At 56.0% G+C, this 13,428-nt stretch carries 7 protein-coding genes; 1 reads left to right on the forward strand and 6 read right to left on the reverse strand.

Features of this window, described 5'->3' with window-relative positions; genetic code table 11:
• Position 1 precedes the first annotated feature (1 nt).
• The 3 genes from MHI42_RS11535 to MHI42_RS11545 form a co-directional block, all read right to left on the reverse strand.
• Positions 2 to 2,131 carry an alkaline phosphatase family protein gene (locus MHI42_RS11535; protein ID WP_342423845.1) on the reverse strand — a complete coding sequence of 710 codons (2,130 nt, stop codon included), beginning with the start codon at positions 2,129 to 2,131 and terminating at the stop codon, positions 2 to 4.
• Positions 2,132 to 2,411: 280 nt separating this feature from the next.
• The gene (locus MHI42_RS11540) at positions 2,412 to 3,269 is read right to left on the reverse strand and encodes a helix-turn-helix domain-containing protein (RefSeq protein ID WP_342423846.1); all 858 of its coding nucleotides are present in this window, start codon (positions 3,267 to 3,269) and stop codon (positions 2,412 to 2,414) included.
• Positions 3,270 to 3,310: 41 nt separating this feature from the next.
• Positions 3,311 to 4,039: a thioredoxin domain-containing protein gene (locus MHI42_RS11545; protein ID WP_342423847.1), complete on the reverse strand. Its 729-nt coding sequence runs from the start codon at positions 4,037 to 4,039 to the stop codon at positions 3,311 to 3,313.
• 297 nt (positions 4,040 to 4,336) lie between these two features.
• Between MHI42_RS11545 and MHI42_RS11550 the strand changes: the two genes are divergently transcribed.
• On the forward strand, positions 4,337 to 7,216 hold the full coding sequence (locus tag MHI42_RS11550) for a glycoside hydrolase N-terminal domain-containing protein (RefSeq protein WP_342423848.1): 2,880 nt from the start codon (positions 4,337 to 4,339) through the stop codon (positions 7,214 to 7,216).
• A 502-nt stretch (positions 7,217 to 7,718) separates the two neighbouring features.
• Here MHI42_RS11550 and MHI42_RS11555 read toward each other — a convergent pair.
• The 3 genes from MHI42_RS11555 to MHI42_RS11565 form a co-directional block, all read right to left on the reverse strand.
• Positions 7,719 to 10,058, reverse strand: coding sequence for a glycoside hydrolase family 95 protein (locus MHI42_RS11555; RefSeq protein ID WP_342423849.1), 2,340 nt, complete (start codon positions 10,056 to 10,058; stop codon positions 7,719 to 7,721).
• A gap of 61 nt (positions 10,059 to 10,119) precedes the next feature.
• Positions 10,120 to 11,934 (reverse strand): right-handed parallel beta-helix repeat-containing protein, encoded by a 1,815-nt coding sequence (locus MHI42_RS11560; RefSeq protein WP_342423850.1) that lies wholly within the window; start codon positions 11,932 to 11,934, stop codon positions 10,120 to 10,122.
• Positions 11,935 to 12,001: 67 nt separating this feature from the next.
• Complete coding sequence (locus tag MHI42_RS11565) at positions 12,002 to 13,300, reverse strand: SGNH/GDSL hydrolase family protein (RefSeq protein WP_342423851.1); 1,299 nt, start codon at positions 13,298 to 13,300, stop codon at positions 12,002 to 12,004.
• Between the last annotated feature and the right edge of the window lie 128 nt (positions 13,301 to 13,428).

Raw genomic sequence — 13,428 nt, forward strand, 5'->3', positions numbered from 1 at the left:
CTTACGCTCCGCCCCCCGCACCTGCTGTCACTGGCTCTCCCGCCTCTGCGGGTTTTCCTGCCGCCGGAATTTCCTCCTCCGCAGAACCGGCCAGAATCTGATAGATGATCCCGCCCTCAGCATTCTCCGGCACCGGGGACCCGGTAAGATGGCAGATGGTCGGCACGATATCAACGACTTTGACTTTGCGGCCGATGACTTCCCCGCTCTTCACCCCGGCTCCCAGGGCAATAAACAAAGCTCTCATGGAGTACCCCAGCAGAGTGTGGTTGCTGAGGCCGTTCCCGTGGCAGCGGGTGAAGTCAGGCTCAAGGATGTAGAAAATGTCGCCGGAGTTCTCACCGCCAAGGCCCACTACTTCCATGTCATTGCGGTTCAGCGCGAAGCTGATGACTCTTCTGCCTGTCTTGGGATCACGGTAGCTGTACAGATCATCGATGATCTTCGCTACAGTCTTGTCATAGTCCCCCGGATCTACAAGCCCCTGCGGATCACGGCCTTTTACATTGAGATAAATGAAGGTAGCGCGCTGGGCAACGGCTGTCGTCCGGCTCCAGTCAATCTCATAGCTGCCTCCGTTTTCCTTAAGCTGCGTGTACCCGAGGTCACCGAGAATGCCGACGTTGATGCCCCACATGTCGCCGATCAGCGGGTGATCAGTCTCCGGATTCTTCGCGACTCCTGCATGGTCCGAGACAATAAAGGCCGCCGTCCCGCCGTCCAGCCGGTCCAAGAGAGCGCTGATGAAGCGGTCGCTGATCTCATAGATTTTATAGATAATCTCCTGATAACGTTCATACTCCGCAGACGCAGCGGGCAGCGTATGGTCCAGGTAGAAATGATTGAACATATCAATACCATGCATGTGAGTGTAGAACAAATCCCACTCATTGTTATCCAGCAGATGATTGATCGCATCCACATGCCAGCTGTACATTTCCTCAATCGATTCCAGCAGCACCTGATCCGCCTGCGGATTCAGACGGCTGTAATTGGAGGGCTGTAGCATCGGGCCGACTTTGCTGTATAGCTCCTCTCCGATATTTTGCGGATAAAAGTATTTGCCCGTCTTCAAATCGAGCACATATGAGGCGTAGAACTTAAAGCTGTTACCGGCGGGGTCCAGCTCCAGCACACGGATTTTGTAGGCGACTGGAATGTCTGCGCCCTCTAAGCTGTAGGTGTCATAGATCCAGCCGCTCCATTCCCCGGGTCCGGCTTCACCGAGAGGCACCGCTGCCGTTTTGGAGGCATAAATCTGAATCCGGCTGTAATCCCCTTGATCATCGGCAACCAGCAGACCGTACCGTCTGGCCTGCCCGTTATTTACCGGAACCGCGAACTCGCGTGCTCCGGCAGGAGCGGAAGCCCAGCCTTCAGCCGGTCTCAGCGGCGTATAGATCTGATCCGCCGTCGGTACATCCGCAGACAGCTCACCATCCTGGGTCGTTGTGACCAGCCCTGGCTGGGTATAGCCATAGCCTTCGTAGGTATCCTTGCTGATCTCCGCCTTCTGCGACGTTTCTTCCCCTTCAAACCGGCAGTTGGCCCCCGTATTATCCACGACATGGGGAATTTCGATTAGCTCGGCATATTCCGAGCGGCCTTCATATACTTTTTCATAGTCAATGTAACCGCGCAGATTGGTGTAGATGCTTGTTCCGTCTACATAGATTGCATCCTCCACCTGCGGCGGCCAGGACGTTGGATAATTGAAAATAATGCTCTTTTTGCCCGCCCGCGCATAAGCCTGCCAGATGGTCTCCGCCTTCAGCAGCCCCGAGTCAAAGCCGTAATCCAGCACATCCAGCTCATTGCCGAGCGTATGGTTCCAGAAGCAGGTAATGCCGTGGGTCGCCGGATACGCGCCCGTAGCAATGGATGCCCAGTTCGGCGGCGTTATCGCCGGAAGCACGCTCTGCATACCCAGATCGCTGGTGGTTACACCGGCATCGAGCGCTCTTTTGAAGCCCGGAAGCTTGCCTTCTGCCACATATTTGCGGATGACTACCGGATCTGCACCGTCCAGACCCAGCAGCATTACCTTCTTCGCTTTGCTGTTATTGTTGTTGCTGTTATTGTTGTTGCTGTTGTTGCTGCTGCCGTGAGCACCGTCTTTGCCGTTTGCCATAACCTCACTCCGTCCAGGGATTTTTAGATATTCCTATGAGATAACTAGGAATTAATCTCTGTGGTCATTATAGACGGCAGCCCGTGCGTTTGTTAAATAGACGTTGCTTATACGGGTATAAGCGGCGCTTATCCCCGCAGAACAAGTGGAAACGGCTTTGCAGTCCTTATAAAGGGCGGGATCGTTTCAGCGGGATCGTTTCAAAGCGAAATATCCCGCCCCATTACAGGGGCAGGATATCCTCTGGACTCGCTATTCCGCTTCAGTCCGGAAGCTTAGCTCAGCGCGTGCGGAACTCCCGCGGAGTCTGGCCGGTCTGGCGGTGGAAGAGGCGGGAGAAGTAGTGGAGTGAGCTGAAGTGGTATTTCTCGGCTATTTCGGTAATACTCAGCCGGCTATGCAGCAGATCTTCCTTGGCCCGGTTGACCCGGAAGCGGTTCATATACTCCACAGGTGAGGCCCCGGTAGATTTGCGGAACAGCTCGAAGAAATGCCCCCGGCTCAGCTGAAGACTGCTGTAATATGCCTCCAGCGGCTTCGGTACATCATGCAGCAGATCCTGCTCCATCTGCTCGAGCAGTGAGCTGATCCTCCGGTCCGGAATGGGCTGGCCGCTCAGCAGCAGATGCAGCAGATCATCAATAAACTCCTGGAAATGGCGCTGAATCGTCAGATTGCGGATGAAGGTCTGCTCATTATCGAACTCCCCTGTCTTGTAGAACCTCTGAAACCGCTCTGTCCACCCGCGCAGCAGCCCCACATCCATGGACAGCGGAAGCGGATACGGGAAAAGAGGGCCCAGTAGCTCCTCCTTCAGCTGCTCCGGCTTATAGCAGATCGGGCAGGCCCAGTCGAAGACGCCCTCCCGGTCCACATGATGCCAATCGAAATAGCAGCACTGATGAACCATGGGTTCGGCAGCGTCTGCACGCCATTCATGAAGCTGCCCGGGCGGGAGATGGATCAGCATTCCCGGACTGACCCGGTGGGCATGTCCCCCTGTTAACAGTGTCCCGTAACCTTCGCTGATCAGGTAAACCGAGCTCATATAGCAAATTCTCGGAGAGCTGGATTGCCCTTTGGCAAAGGGATAGCGGGTAGCCAGATAGACGTAAGGATGCATTGCGGAAAAGTTCATATGCTCCTCCTCCTCTCCCTTCCTTCCTTTCGTTGGTGCGGTTACTCTGTAACGTTCGAAGCCTGCGCGGCTTCAATGGCAGCTGCCAGCTCTTCGTAAGATGAACCCGGCAGCAATTGGCCGTTCACCATAAACTTCGGTGTCCCGTTTACCCCGTAATTCCCTGCGGTTTTGAAATCCTCCTTGACCGGAAGCATGTAAGTACGCGCCTGCAGATCCTTCGCGAAGCGTTCATAATCAATGCCGCTGATGTTGTCCTTCACGAAATCAAGCATGAACTGCGGGGTAGCCCAAATCTTCGTCTCATCCCCCTGATGGTCGTACAGCTTGCTCATGAATTCCCAGAATTTATCGTTGTCCTGGGCAAATACCGCTTCGCCTGCGCTGGCTGCCATAATCGAATCCCGGTCGATGAAGGCGAAGTTAATGAAGAACAGCTCTGCCTTGCCGGTATCTATGAATTCCTGTTTGAACTGTTCAAAATAGGTCTCCTTCCACTTCTTGCAGGCAGGACACTTGAAATCTGCGAATTCAATCACCTTGGCTTTGGCTGTGCTGCTGCCCAGATGCGGCTGCTTCTCATATTTCAGGCCATTCGCATCGAAGTCTCCGCGGATTTCCGTATAATTGGGCAGTCCGTCCAGTCCGCCCGCCGCCTTGGTCCGGGTAAGGAACACCACGGATACGGCCAGCACCAGCATAATGAATATAATGACCGGAACTGCGAATCCGTAACTTTTCTTTGTTTGTTTTACCTTTGATTTAGCCATCCCTATTTATCCCCCTAGAACAAATTGACACCGCTTATTGATAGCGCTTTCTATGCTGAATATAAGCCGGGGGATGTTTCAGCGTAAAGGTACACTTGCGGCAGCAGGGTACCTTTCCCCCGTTCAGACGGGGCGCGACAGTCCAGCGTCAATTCACCCGCCGATCGTGCAACAACCGGACCCTCTGCTAAATACTTTCCTGCGGGATTCGCCTACGATTTATACAGGTAAACCCTACAGACGGTTTAGTGCATTTAGAAAAACAGGTCAATACAGCTTGGAGGAGGCATAACTAAGATGAAAAAAACTAAGGTATCATCGGTGACGGAGGGTGCGGAGGCGGCGAAGGCAGAGGTGGTGGAGCTTGGGATGGCTGGAGCGGTGGCGGAGGCAGAGGATAAGGAGGAGTTTGATGCGGAGGCTGGGGCAGCAGCTACGGCGGCAGATTCTATGGCGGTCACTGCGGTAGAGGCTAAGGCGGAGGCTGGGGCAGCAGATTCTATGGTGGTCACTTCGGTAGAGGCTAAGGCAGTAGCTGCGGCGGCAGATTCTATGGCGGTCACTGCGTTAGAAGCTAAGGCGGAGGCTGGGGCAGCAGCGGATTGTACAGCGGCAGGCAGTCTGCTTCATACCCAAGAGCAGGCCGGGCGGCATAATATTACCTTCAGCGTTCCGGCGGCGGACTTCTTCGAAGGGGCGCTGCTGGGCAACGGCGGGCTTGGTGTGGTGGTGACCACCCGGCCGGATGCGGTTATGCTGCACTTCGGGCACAATAATGTCTGGGATATCCGCATTGCCGAGCATCACGCAGAGGATATTCTGACCTTCCAGGAAGTGTACGACCGCTTCGCTTCGCTTCCCGCTGATCTCCGCCAGCTTACGGACAACCCGTGGTACCGCGAATACTGCGAAATGGCCGGAGACAACTACAGCAAGCCCTACCCGCGCCCGATGCCCTGCGGCTCGCTGCTGCTCCGGTATGACCGGCGCCGCGCGGAGGTACTCGGCCACACGGTGCATATTGGCGACGGACGCTGCACGGTTGATTTCCTGATCAATGGCAAACCGGCGGTATTCGAGCTGTTTGTGGAGGCGGAGCAGGACCGGGTGTGGATGTCGGTAACAGATACGGCGACCGGTTCGCAGGTTCCGCTGTTCCATGAGGCCAGGCTCATCCCCGATCCCAAGACACCGCAGGAATTCCCCCCGGCGCAATGGGATAATGACGCTGCGGCTGGCTTGCTGGCTTTTACACAAATTCTGCCACACATGGAGTTCCCCGCTTCGCCGTACATTCCGCATGAGCGGGACAAGGCGTTCCGGCTTGCATTCCGGCTTCCGGGGGCAGAATTCACCGGCAGCGGCAGCATTGCCCGTCTGGATACCTCCGGGAAATCCAGCGGCTTCCTGGCCTGCGCAGAATTGCGGGAGGGACCGGCAACGGAGATAGCGACTGGCGGAGTTAGGTGTGGAGCCGAATATAAGTCCAGACCTGGAGCCGAAGCGGAATCTGGGGTTGTACCACAAACAGGAACCGGAAACGGGTCCGGACCCGAACACGGGTCTGAAGCCGATGCTGGAGCTATAGCTGACACAGGAACTGTAATCGGTGCTCAACCTGGACCTAGCGCATCTGCCAGGATGAACGCGCAGACACGCGCCGGTTACGACCACGCGCTGGCGCAGACCCGGGAAGCATGGCGGGAATACTGGGGGCATTCCTTCATCGCCTTGGAGGATGAATTCCTGGAGCAGATCTGGTACCGCAATCTCTATTTCCTGAACTGCTCCGTTAAGGCGGGAATAACCTGCCCCGGGCTGTTCGCCAACTGGAGCTACGGCTCCATCGGAGCGGAATGGCACGGAGACTATCATATGAACTACAACACCCAGCAGCCATTCTGGGTGACGTTCTCCAGCAACCATCTGGAGAAGCATCTGCCATATGCAGACATGGTGGATCATGTACTGCCGGTCAGCCGCAAGTGGGCGCGTAACTATTACGGTCTGCCCGGCGCCTATTTCCCGCATTCTGCCTATCCGGTAGCAATGAACATGATGCCTTACCCTGTTCCGCATTGGGGCTGGGAAATATGCGAGACCCCATGGACTGTACAGAGTTTATGGTGGCATTATCTATATTCCATGGATAAGGAATTCCTGCGCAGCCGCGCCTTCACGCCCATGAAGGAAGCCGTCCTGTTCATGACGGCTTATATGAAACGTCCTGAAGCCTATGGTCAGCCCTGGGAGGACGGGTGTTATCATATTTTCCCGACGGTGGTGCCTGAGTTGTATGAGATCACACCGGGATTTGCCCGCAACAGCGATTGCCTGATCGATCTGACGCTGACCAAATTTATCTTCCGGGCATTCATCAGTGCCTGTGCCGTTCTGGGAGAGGATGAAGCAGAAGGAGCCCTGTTAACAGAAGTACAGGACATCCTGAATCACTTCCCGGAGTATCCGGCAGCCGAATCAGCTTCGGGCCGTGTATTTGTATCCGTGGCAGGCGAAGACCCGGACACTGTCTACAATGTCCCGGTTCCGCTGACCACCGTCTTCCCCGGCGAGGAACACGGTCTGCATTCTCCTCCGGCAGAGTATCAGACGGCGGTGAATACTTACCGCAATCATCTCAATGAAGGCGGGAATGAGCTGGTGTTCCAGCCTCTGGCCGGGGCACGGCTCGGTATCCTTGATCTGGAGCGGTTCAAGCGGCAGATCCGGTACTGCCTGCTGCCTAACGGCACCTGCACAGATAAAGTGCTGATGAGCGGCGGACGCTACTCCGATACGGACGACTTCAGCTTCATGGCGCGCATGGGTATCTGGTTTGAGAATTTCGCACTGCCCGCCGTTATCAACGAATGCCTGCTCCAGAGTTATAACGGCGTGCTGCGCTTTTTCCCCAACTGGCCGGAGCATGACAGCGCAGAATTCCGCAGCCTGCGCGCGGTAGGCGGCTTCCTCGTCAGTGCGTCCATCCGGGCAGGTGAAGTGCAGCATATCGAGGTGTTCAGTGAAGCAGGAGCTCCGTTATCCTTCTATATTCCTTGGGAGCAAGGGGCCGAATGTACCCGTTCCTCCGGGGAGATGCAGACCTTCACAGGTATAACCGCGGATATGCAGACTTCTGCCGGGGAAATTATCCGCATCGTTAAAGCGGGGGGATAGCTCCTAAATCAAATCAATCGCCAGAGAACAAACTAGGTGAAGCCACTTTGGCAGCTTGCTTGCTGAGGATTTGCAATGACTGGATTACGGTATATGCGGCAGGCTTAATCTTAGTTGCACTTTGTACAACTATATTATCTGATTTAGAACGGATTATCCGTTTAGTTGTATTCCGTACAATTAAACTGCCGTACTTAGAAGGTTTTTACCGATTCGGCAAATTTAGTTGTACAGACTACAGTTATAAGAGGCGAGCAGCCCTTTTCGCCTTTTTTAGTTGTACATTATACAACTATCACGGAATTCCCCGTTGGAATTGAATACTCAAATTGCTGCATGTATGAAATGTTTGAATGAACTCACTACTCTAGCTCTGATGTAGTACGATTCAGTCGACAGTTCCATAGCGCCATAGTCCCCTAAGGCTTCATTCCCAACAAGAACACATGGTTATCGTGCAAAAGCAGCAAATAAGCGGGGGCGAATTTCGCCCCCGCTTTTCTTACGCCAACAGCTCCAGCCGGCTGCCCAATTCGTAGCTTCCGCCTGCTTCCGCCTGGAAGTCTGTTCGTACATCACCCCATCGCACCGTCACCGTTCCCGGAGAAAAGGTACGGACCTCGGCTGCAGTCAGCCGGCCGTTATCCCAGGCAACATCCACTTCCGCATTACCCTTGGCCCGCAGGCCGGATACCGCTCCAGTGCTCCATGCCGCAGGAAGGGCAGGCAGCAGATGAATCTCTCCCGCGTGGCTCTGCAGCAGCATCTCTGCAATCAGCGCTGTACCGCCGAAATTCCCGTCGATGACGAAAATATTGCTCTCCGCTCCGGCAATGCCCGATTTGGAGTAGGTGAACAGATTATCAAAACACAGGCCGCCAATCAGGTGAGAAATATGCTTATAGGCATTCTCCCCGTCATGCAGCCGGGCAAACCCGAGTCCGAACAGCGCCGCCGTAAATTCCACATCCTCCAGCTCGTTCTGTTGCATCCGGTTCTCCAGCGTAACTCTGGCTGCCCTGCTGAGTTCCGGTGTCCGGCCGGGAGTAATCTGATTGCCGGGGTACAGCGCGAACAGATGGGACAGATGCCGGTGCTCCGGCTGGGCTTCCTCATAATCCTCCAGCCACTCCTGCAGCTGCCCCTTCCTGCCGATCTGGAGCGGTGGAAGCTTAGCGGCAGCCGCCTGAAGCGTCTGCCGAAACGCTTCATCCTGGTCCAGAAGCGCTGCCGCCATCAGGCAGAATTCAAACAGTTCCCGGACCAGAATCTGGTCCATCGCCGGACCCATGGACAGCTGCTGTGCTCCTTCCCCGGCATGACCGGGATAGAAGCTGTTCTCCGGTGAATTCGCCGGTCCGGTAACCAGCCAGCCATACTTGGGGTGGATACACATGTAATCGAGGAAGAAGGCTGCAACTTCTTTGAGCACCGGATAGGCCTGGCGCGCCAGGAACTCACGGTCCAGATTATATTCATAATGCTGTATCAGATGTGTGGCAAGCCATAGTCCGCCTGTAACATTAAGTCCCCATGAAGTCTCCCAGCCGGGAAGCGTAAATCCCCAGACGTTCGAAAATACATGCGCAACCCAGCCCTTGCTGCCGTACAGATTGCCGGCCGTTGATTTTCCCGCCTGTGCCAGCTCTTCAACATAGCGCATCAGCGGAAGATGGCTGTCCCCCAGATTCGTAATCTCCGTAGGGTAATAATTCATCTGGGTGTTGACGTCCAGATGATAGTCACAGCTCCAGCCCATCCGGCAGGCTTCCCCGTCATTCCAGATCCCCTGCAGATGCATAGGCAGCGGCGAATCCGCCCGTGAACCGGCGATCGTCAGGTAACGCCCGTACTGCAGGAACAGCGCGAACAGCTGGGGATCATCCCCGCCGCCCCGGGCAAGGGATTGAATACGCTGACCGGTAGGGAGATCGGCCTTATCTGAGCGCCCCAGGTGAATATTCACCTTGTCATACTGGCTGCGGTAATCGGCAATATGCTCTTCTCGCAGCAGTTCGTAGCCCTTGCCTGACGCCTGATCAATGGTGCTGCGGCTTTCTGATTCCCAGTCCGCATCTGTACGGCGGTAATTCGTGCTGACGGCGAAGTAAATCCAGGCTTCATCCGCTCCGCTGACAGTCAATTGGCCGTCACCGCTATGAATCGAACCGCCGGATATCACCACCTTGACCCATCCTTTGGCATAGACTCCGCAAGTGCCGTTGCTGTGTATATTTTCTGTTGCCTGGCTCTTGAATTCCAGTATATCGCCTTCCACGGCTGTCGCTCTAAACTGCCCCGTCCCGTTCACCAGACTGAGCGAAAAGGACACTGTACCCGGCAGTCCGCCCCAGATCCTTGACGCTACCAGATCACCCGCATGCGAGGCAAAAACCTCACGGTGCAGCGTTGAACTCTTACCCTGATGCACCGCTCCGGCCACCGCATTCGTCAGATCGAGCTCCCGCCGGAATTGTCCGCCATCTCCTGATTCCTGCTCCCGGTTCTGCATCTGCTCTGCAAAATCAATCACCACCTCGCATAGTCCGAGGTTCGTGCCGAAATTCTGCTTCTTAGGCTGCAGATGCCGCTTAGCCAGACGGTCGCCCCCTTCGTAATCCCCGCTGAAGAAATACTGGCGCATTTCTTCCAGAGCAGCCTTACCCCCTCCGGAGGAAGGTACCGGGTCGCTCTGCCCCGACCAGTAGGTGACCTCGCTCATACTCCATACTTCACGGTGTGGAGCAGCCATCACGACTGCCCCTAATCTGCCGTTCCCCAGAGGCAATCCCTGGGCCCAGCTCACTGCCGGCTCAGAATACCATAATTTGAAATCATTCATACCGCATTCTCCTGTCTGTCATAATCTGCCCGCCCCCAGCAGGTTCAAGGCACGCTTACATTCACTGTTCCTCTATGCAAAAAGAATTCGCTGTCACGTCTACCCCGCTACAGGCTGTAAGCCGGACAGCATTCTCAAGGCTTGAGAACCTTTCCTCGTCCATGCTCTTGTCCTTGTCCTTGTCCTTGTCCTTGTCTTTGTCCATGCCCATTTTCCTGCTTCGATCTCCTGCATCTGCCGCCGCAACAACCACACGGTTATGCCTGAACGTTAATCCCTGCGTGCTTCTGGCACTGAGAACGGGGGTATCCCCAGTCTCAAAGAGATTGTGCTCTATGCGGATATTCCGGTGCACAGGCGCCCTGCTGTCCGCTTCCTTATTCTCCGGGGCTATGTGGATGACCGAAGCTTCACTGCTGCCGCAGGCAATGAAGGTGTTCCCGGTAATGGTCATATCTCTGACAGCACCAGACTCATACCAGGACTCCGCATCGGCAGCAACCAGAATGGCGCTCATCTGCATCCGCTCGAATACATTGTCCGCAATCACAGTCCTGCGCCTTGTAGTCACCAGAATTCCCCTGGTCGGAATCCGCCGGAAAACATTCCCCCTGATCTCCACCTCAGGAGTCCAGGTGACATTCTCAATGACATCAGTTCCGCCGATGCCCGGCGGAATCGGCCCTTCCAGCGTTAACTCCAGTTCACGCGGATTCAGCTGCCGGACACCGGCAACCCGGCTGACTGCATACGCCGTCAGGGATTCCGCACGGACGAACTCAATCTCATCGCCCGGGTGAAAGGCCATGAACCCATACGTTTGCGGATGCATAAAGCGGACCTTCAGCGTCTTTCCGGCAGGCTGCCCGGCAATCCGCAGATAGGTGCCGTGCACATTGATTGCATCATCATGTGCCCCGCTAAAGCAGCTGTCTTCGATCAGAAGCTGTCCCCTGCAGCCGGACAGATGAATGAAATCGGCGAATCCGGCCACAGTCCGCCTGGTTTCAGGGCGCGGTGACAAATCCAGCTGCCGGAAGACAAGATCCCGGCTGAACTGGCCGACGATCCCCAGCCCGTGCATGAAATGCACCCCTGTGTTCTGAAGCGTCACACCGGAGCTTTCAGTGATGAAGATTCCGGCCTGATCGCGAATGCCGTCCCGCACCTGCAGGACTGTCCCCGGGGCAACATCCGGCCTGAAACCGAAACTGAAACGCAGACTGTGCGGGCCGATCACCTCGACAAGCCGCGCCTCCGCCAGCCAGTTATCCGTCCGCCAGGTTATGTTCTGCACGGGATCATAAAGCTGCATCGAGCCTTCACGGAACCGCCAGCCCTCGCCTATCCAGGCCAGCATGCCGCCGTTCAGCTCATACCGTGAATCCGGGTGCACGGTGACTTCGCAGAAGTCCGCACCGCATTGCTCCACGGTCATCTCGGCTACTGTAGGCTGGACATAATCCAGATGCAGGTTGCGGATCTCCATGTCCGTGCAGCCGTCCAGAATCAGCATCGTCTGCTTCCCGTGGAAGAGGAACAGCGAGCCGTTCCCGTCCAGTGTCAGCTGACGCTGCCCCTTCAGCAGTAGCCCTGCGGTTTTGGTCACATCGGGAAGCTCTTCCTCGCTGGCCGTGTTGGTAATGTAATAAGGAACCCGGAGCGCATGGTCCGGGTAGAAATGATAGCTGCCCTGCGGGCAGTCCAGCAGCACCGGTCCTTCCAGCCTGCCTGCGGCTTCTATTGCCCGCCGCATCGCAGGCTGGGCATCCCCGTCCGAATCCTTAACGGCGCCGAAATCAGTCAGCCGTAGCACAGTCCGGTGAACCGGCTGATCATCGTCTGCGGGATGAACTTCGTGATGAATATCAAACACCTCCCGGATGAATAGTTATGAAGCAGACGGCTCATGAGTTGCCGGACTGCTCAGTTGCGGTGCTGCATCAGTTGTACAGTAGCTTAAGTACCCGCAGACCGGTCCCGGTACTCCGGCTGTCCTTGTGCACTGTATTGCGAATTGTAACCTGCAATACGCCGCGTTTCTCTTGAACCGGGAATAGTGCCAGGATTGGACGGTAAGCATTCAGGCACCAGTCATCGAACAGATTGACTTCAGCGTAAGGCCCGCCGTTCAGCGAATATTCCACAATACCCGAGTCCGGCCCGTACAGCAGCACCACTCCGGCACCTTGTCCCGTCACCGTGAAGCTGAATTCTGCCTGCGGATCATCTGTATGGGTATGCTCCGTAGAGAACCGCCAATTCATCAGCGGCTCGCCGGGCTGCAGCTCCTGGCTGCGGAAGCCTGCGGAATAGGCAGCGGCGCTGTAATCCAGCAATCCACCGTACTCGTAATTCCGGCTATCCAGCGGAATGGGCAGCAGCGCTTCCTCTCCTGCTTCCTGTATCAGCGGCACCGTCTCTTGCGCATCCGCTTCCTCTCCAGGTACTGATGCTTCCCGCCCCGCTTCCTTTTTCAGCACCGCCGTCTCTTGCGCTTCTGTTCCCTCTCCAGGAACCGCCACTTCCGGCCCTGCTTCCGGCCCTGCCTCCTCCAGCCATCCCGGCTGAGCGCCACCCGGCACAATCTCCTGTTCCAAGTACTCCCGCACCAGCCCTGCATACAGCGCGTGCCCCGCATCGAGCGGATGGTATCCGTCCGGAGCGAACCTCTTCCAATTCAGCTCACCTGTGTGGATCATGGTGTACACCTTTGCCGCACAGTCAATCGACGGGATGCCATAATGATCAGCCACCTCCTCATGCACGGCGATATTAAAAGGCTTGTAGCCGGTCAGATTCTTGTCGGCTGCCGTGTATACGAAGATCAGCTCCGTCTCCGGTGACAGACGCCGGCACTGGCGGACAATTCCCTCCATACCGCGGATGGACTCCCCGCGGTCTTCCCCGTCATTCACGCTGAATTCAACAAACAGCAGGTCTATCTCCCCGTGGTGCAGCACATGCTCCTGCAGCCTGTGTGCACCGAAGGTGGAGGTAGTCCCGCCGACTCCGGCGTTAATGCAGCGCACGGGATGGCCTGCGTATAACCTTTGCAGGTACGCTCCGGTCAGTGCACGCCAGCTGGTGGTATCCGCATCCGAAGCGCCGGCCCCCTCCGTAATCGAGCCGCCCAGAAAAGCGGCTGTAAGCGGGGCATTCCCCGCAAGCTTACTTTTCATCCCTGGCAATCCCCTGCGCGGCGTAATGCCTGGATTGCAGCCGCTGTTCTTGTAGCTCATGAGTTCACCTCCAGAAGCAATAATTGGATACGTCCTTATGCCTTTTATTTGTCCTTCAGTTCAGCTTGCGTCCCTACAAACAGCAATGCCGGCCAAAGAGGCCGGCATCCGTTTTTGCAGCGGTTAGG

This window comes from Paenibacillus sp. FSL E2-0178 (assembly GCF_038593005.1).
GTDB lineage: Bacteria > Bacillota > Bacilli > Paenibacillales > Paenibacillaceae > Paenibacillus_AQ > Paenibacillus_AQ phytohabitans.

Excerpts from the sequence above, each read along its gene's own strand:
- MHI42_RS11535 (WP_342423845.1), bottom strand. The coding sequence starts at position 2,131 with ATGGCAAACGGCAAAGACGGTGCTCACGGCAGCAGCAACAACAGCAAC.
- MHI42_RS11540 (WP_342423846.1), bottom strand. The coding sequence starts at position 3,269 with ATGAACTTTTCCGCAATGCATCCTTACGTCTATCTGGCTACCCGCTAT.
- MHI42_RS11545 (WP_342423847.1), bottom strand. The coding sequence starts at position 4,039 with ATGGCTAAATCAAAGGTAAAACAAACAAAGAAAAGTTACGGATTCGCA.
- MHI42_RS11550 (WP_342423848.1), top strand. The coding sequence starts at position 4,337 with ATGAAAAAAACTAAGGTATCATCGGTGACGGAGGGTGCGGAGGCGGCG.
- MHI42_RS11555 (WP_342423849.1), bottom strand. The coding sequence starts at position 10,058 with ATGAATGATTTCAAATTATGGTATTCTGAGCCGGCAGTGAGCTGGGCC.
- MHI42_RS11565 (WP_342423851.1), bottom strand. The coding sequence starts at position 13,300 with ATGAGCTACAAGAACAGCGGCTGCAATCCAGGCATTACGCCGCGCAGG.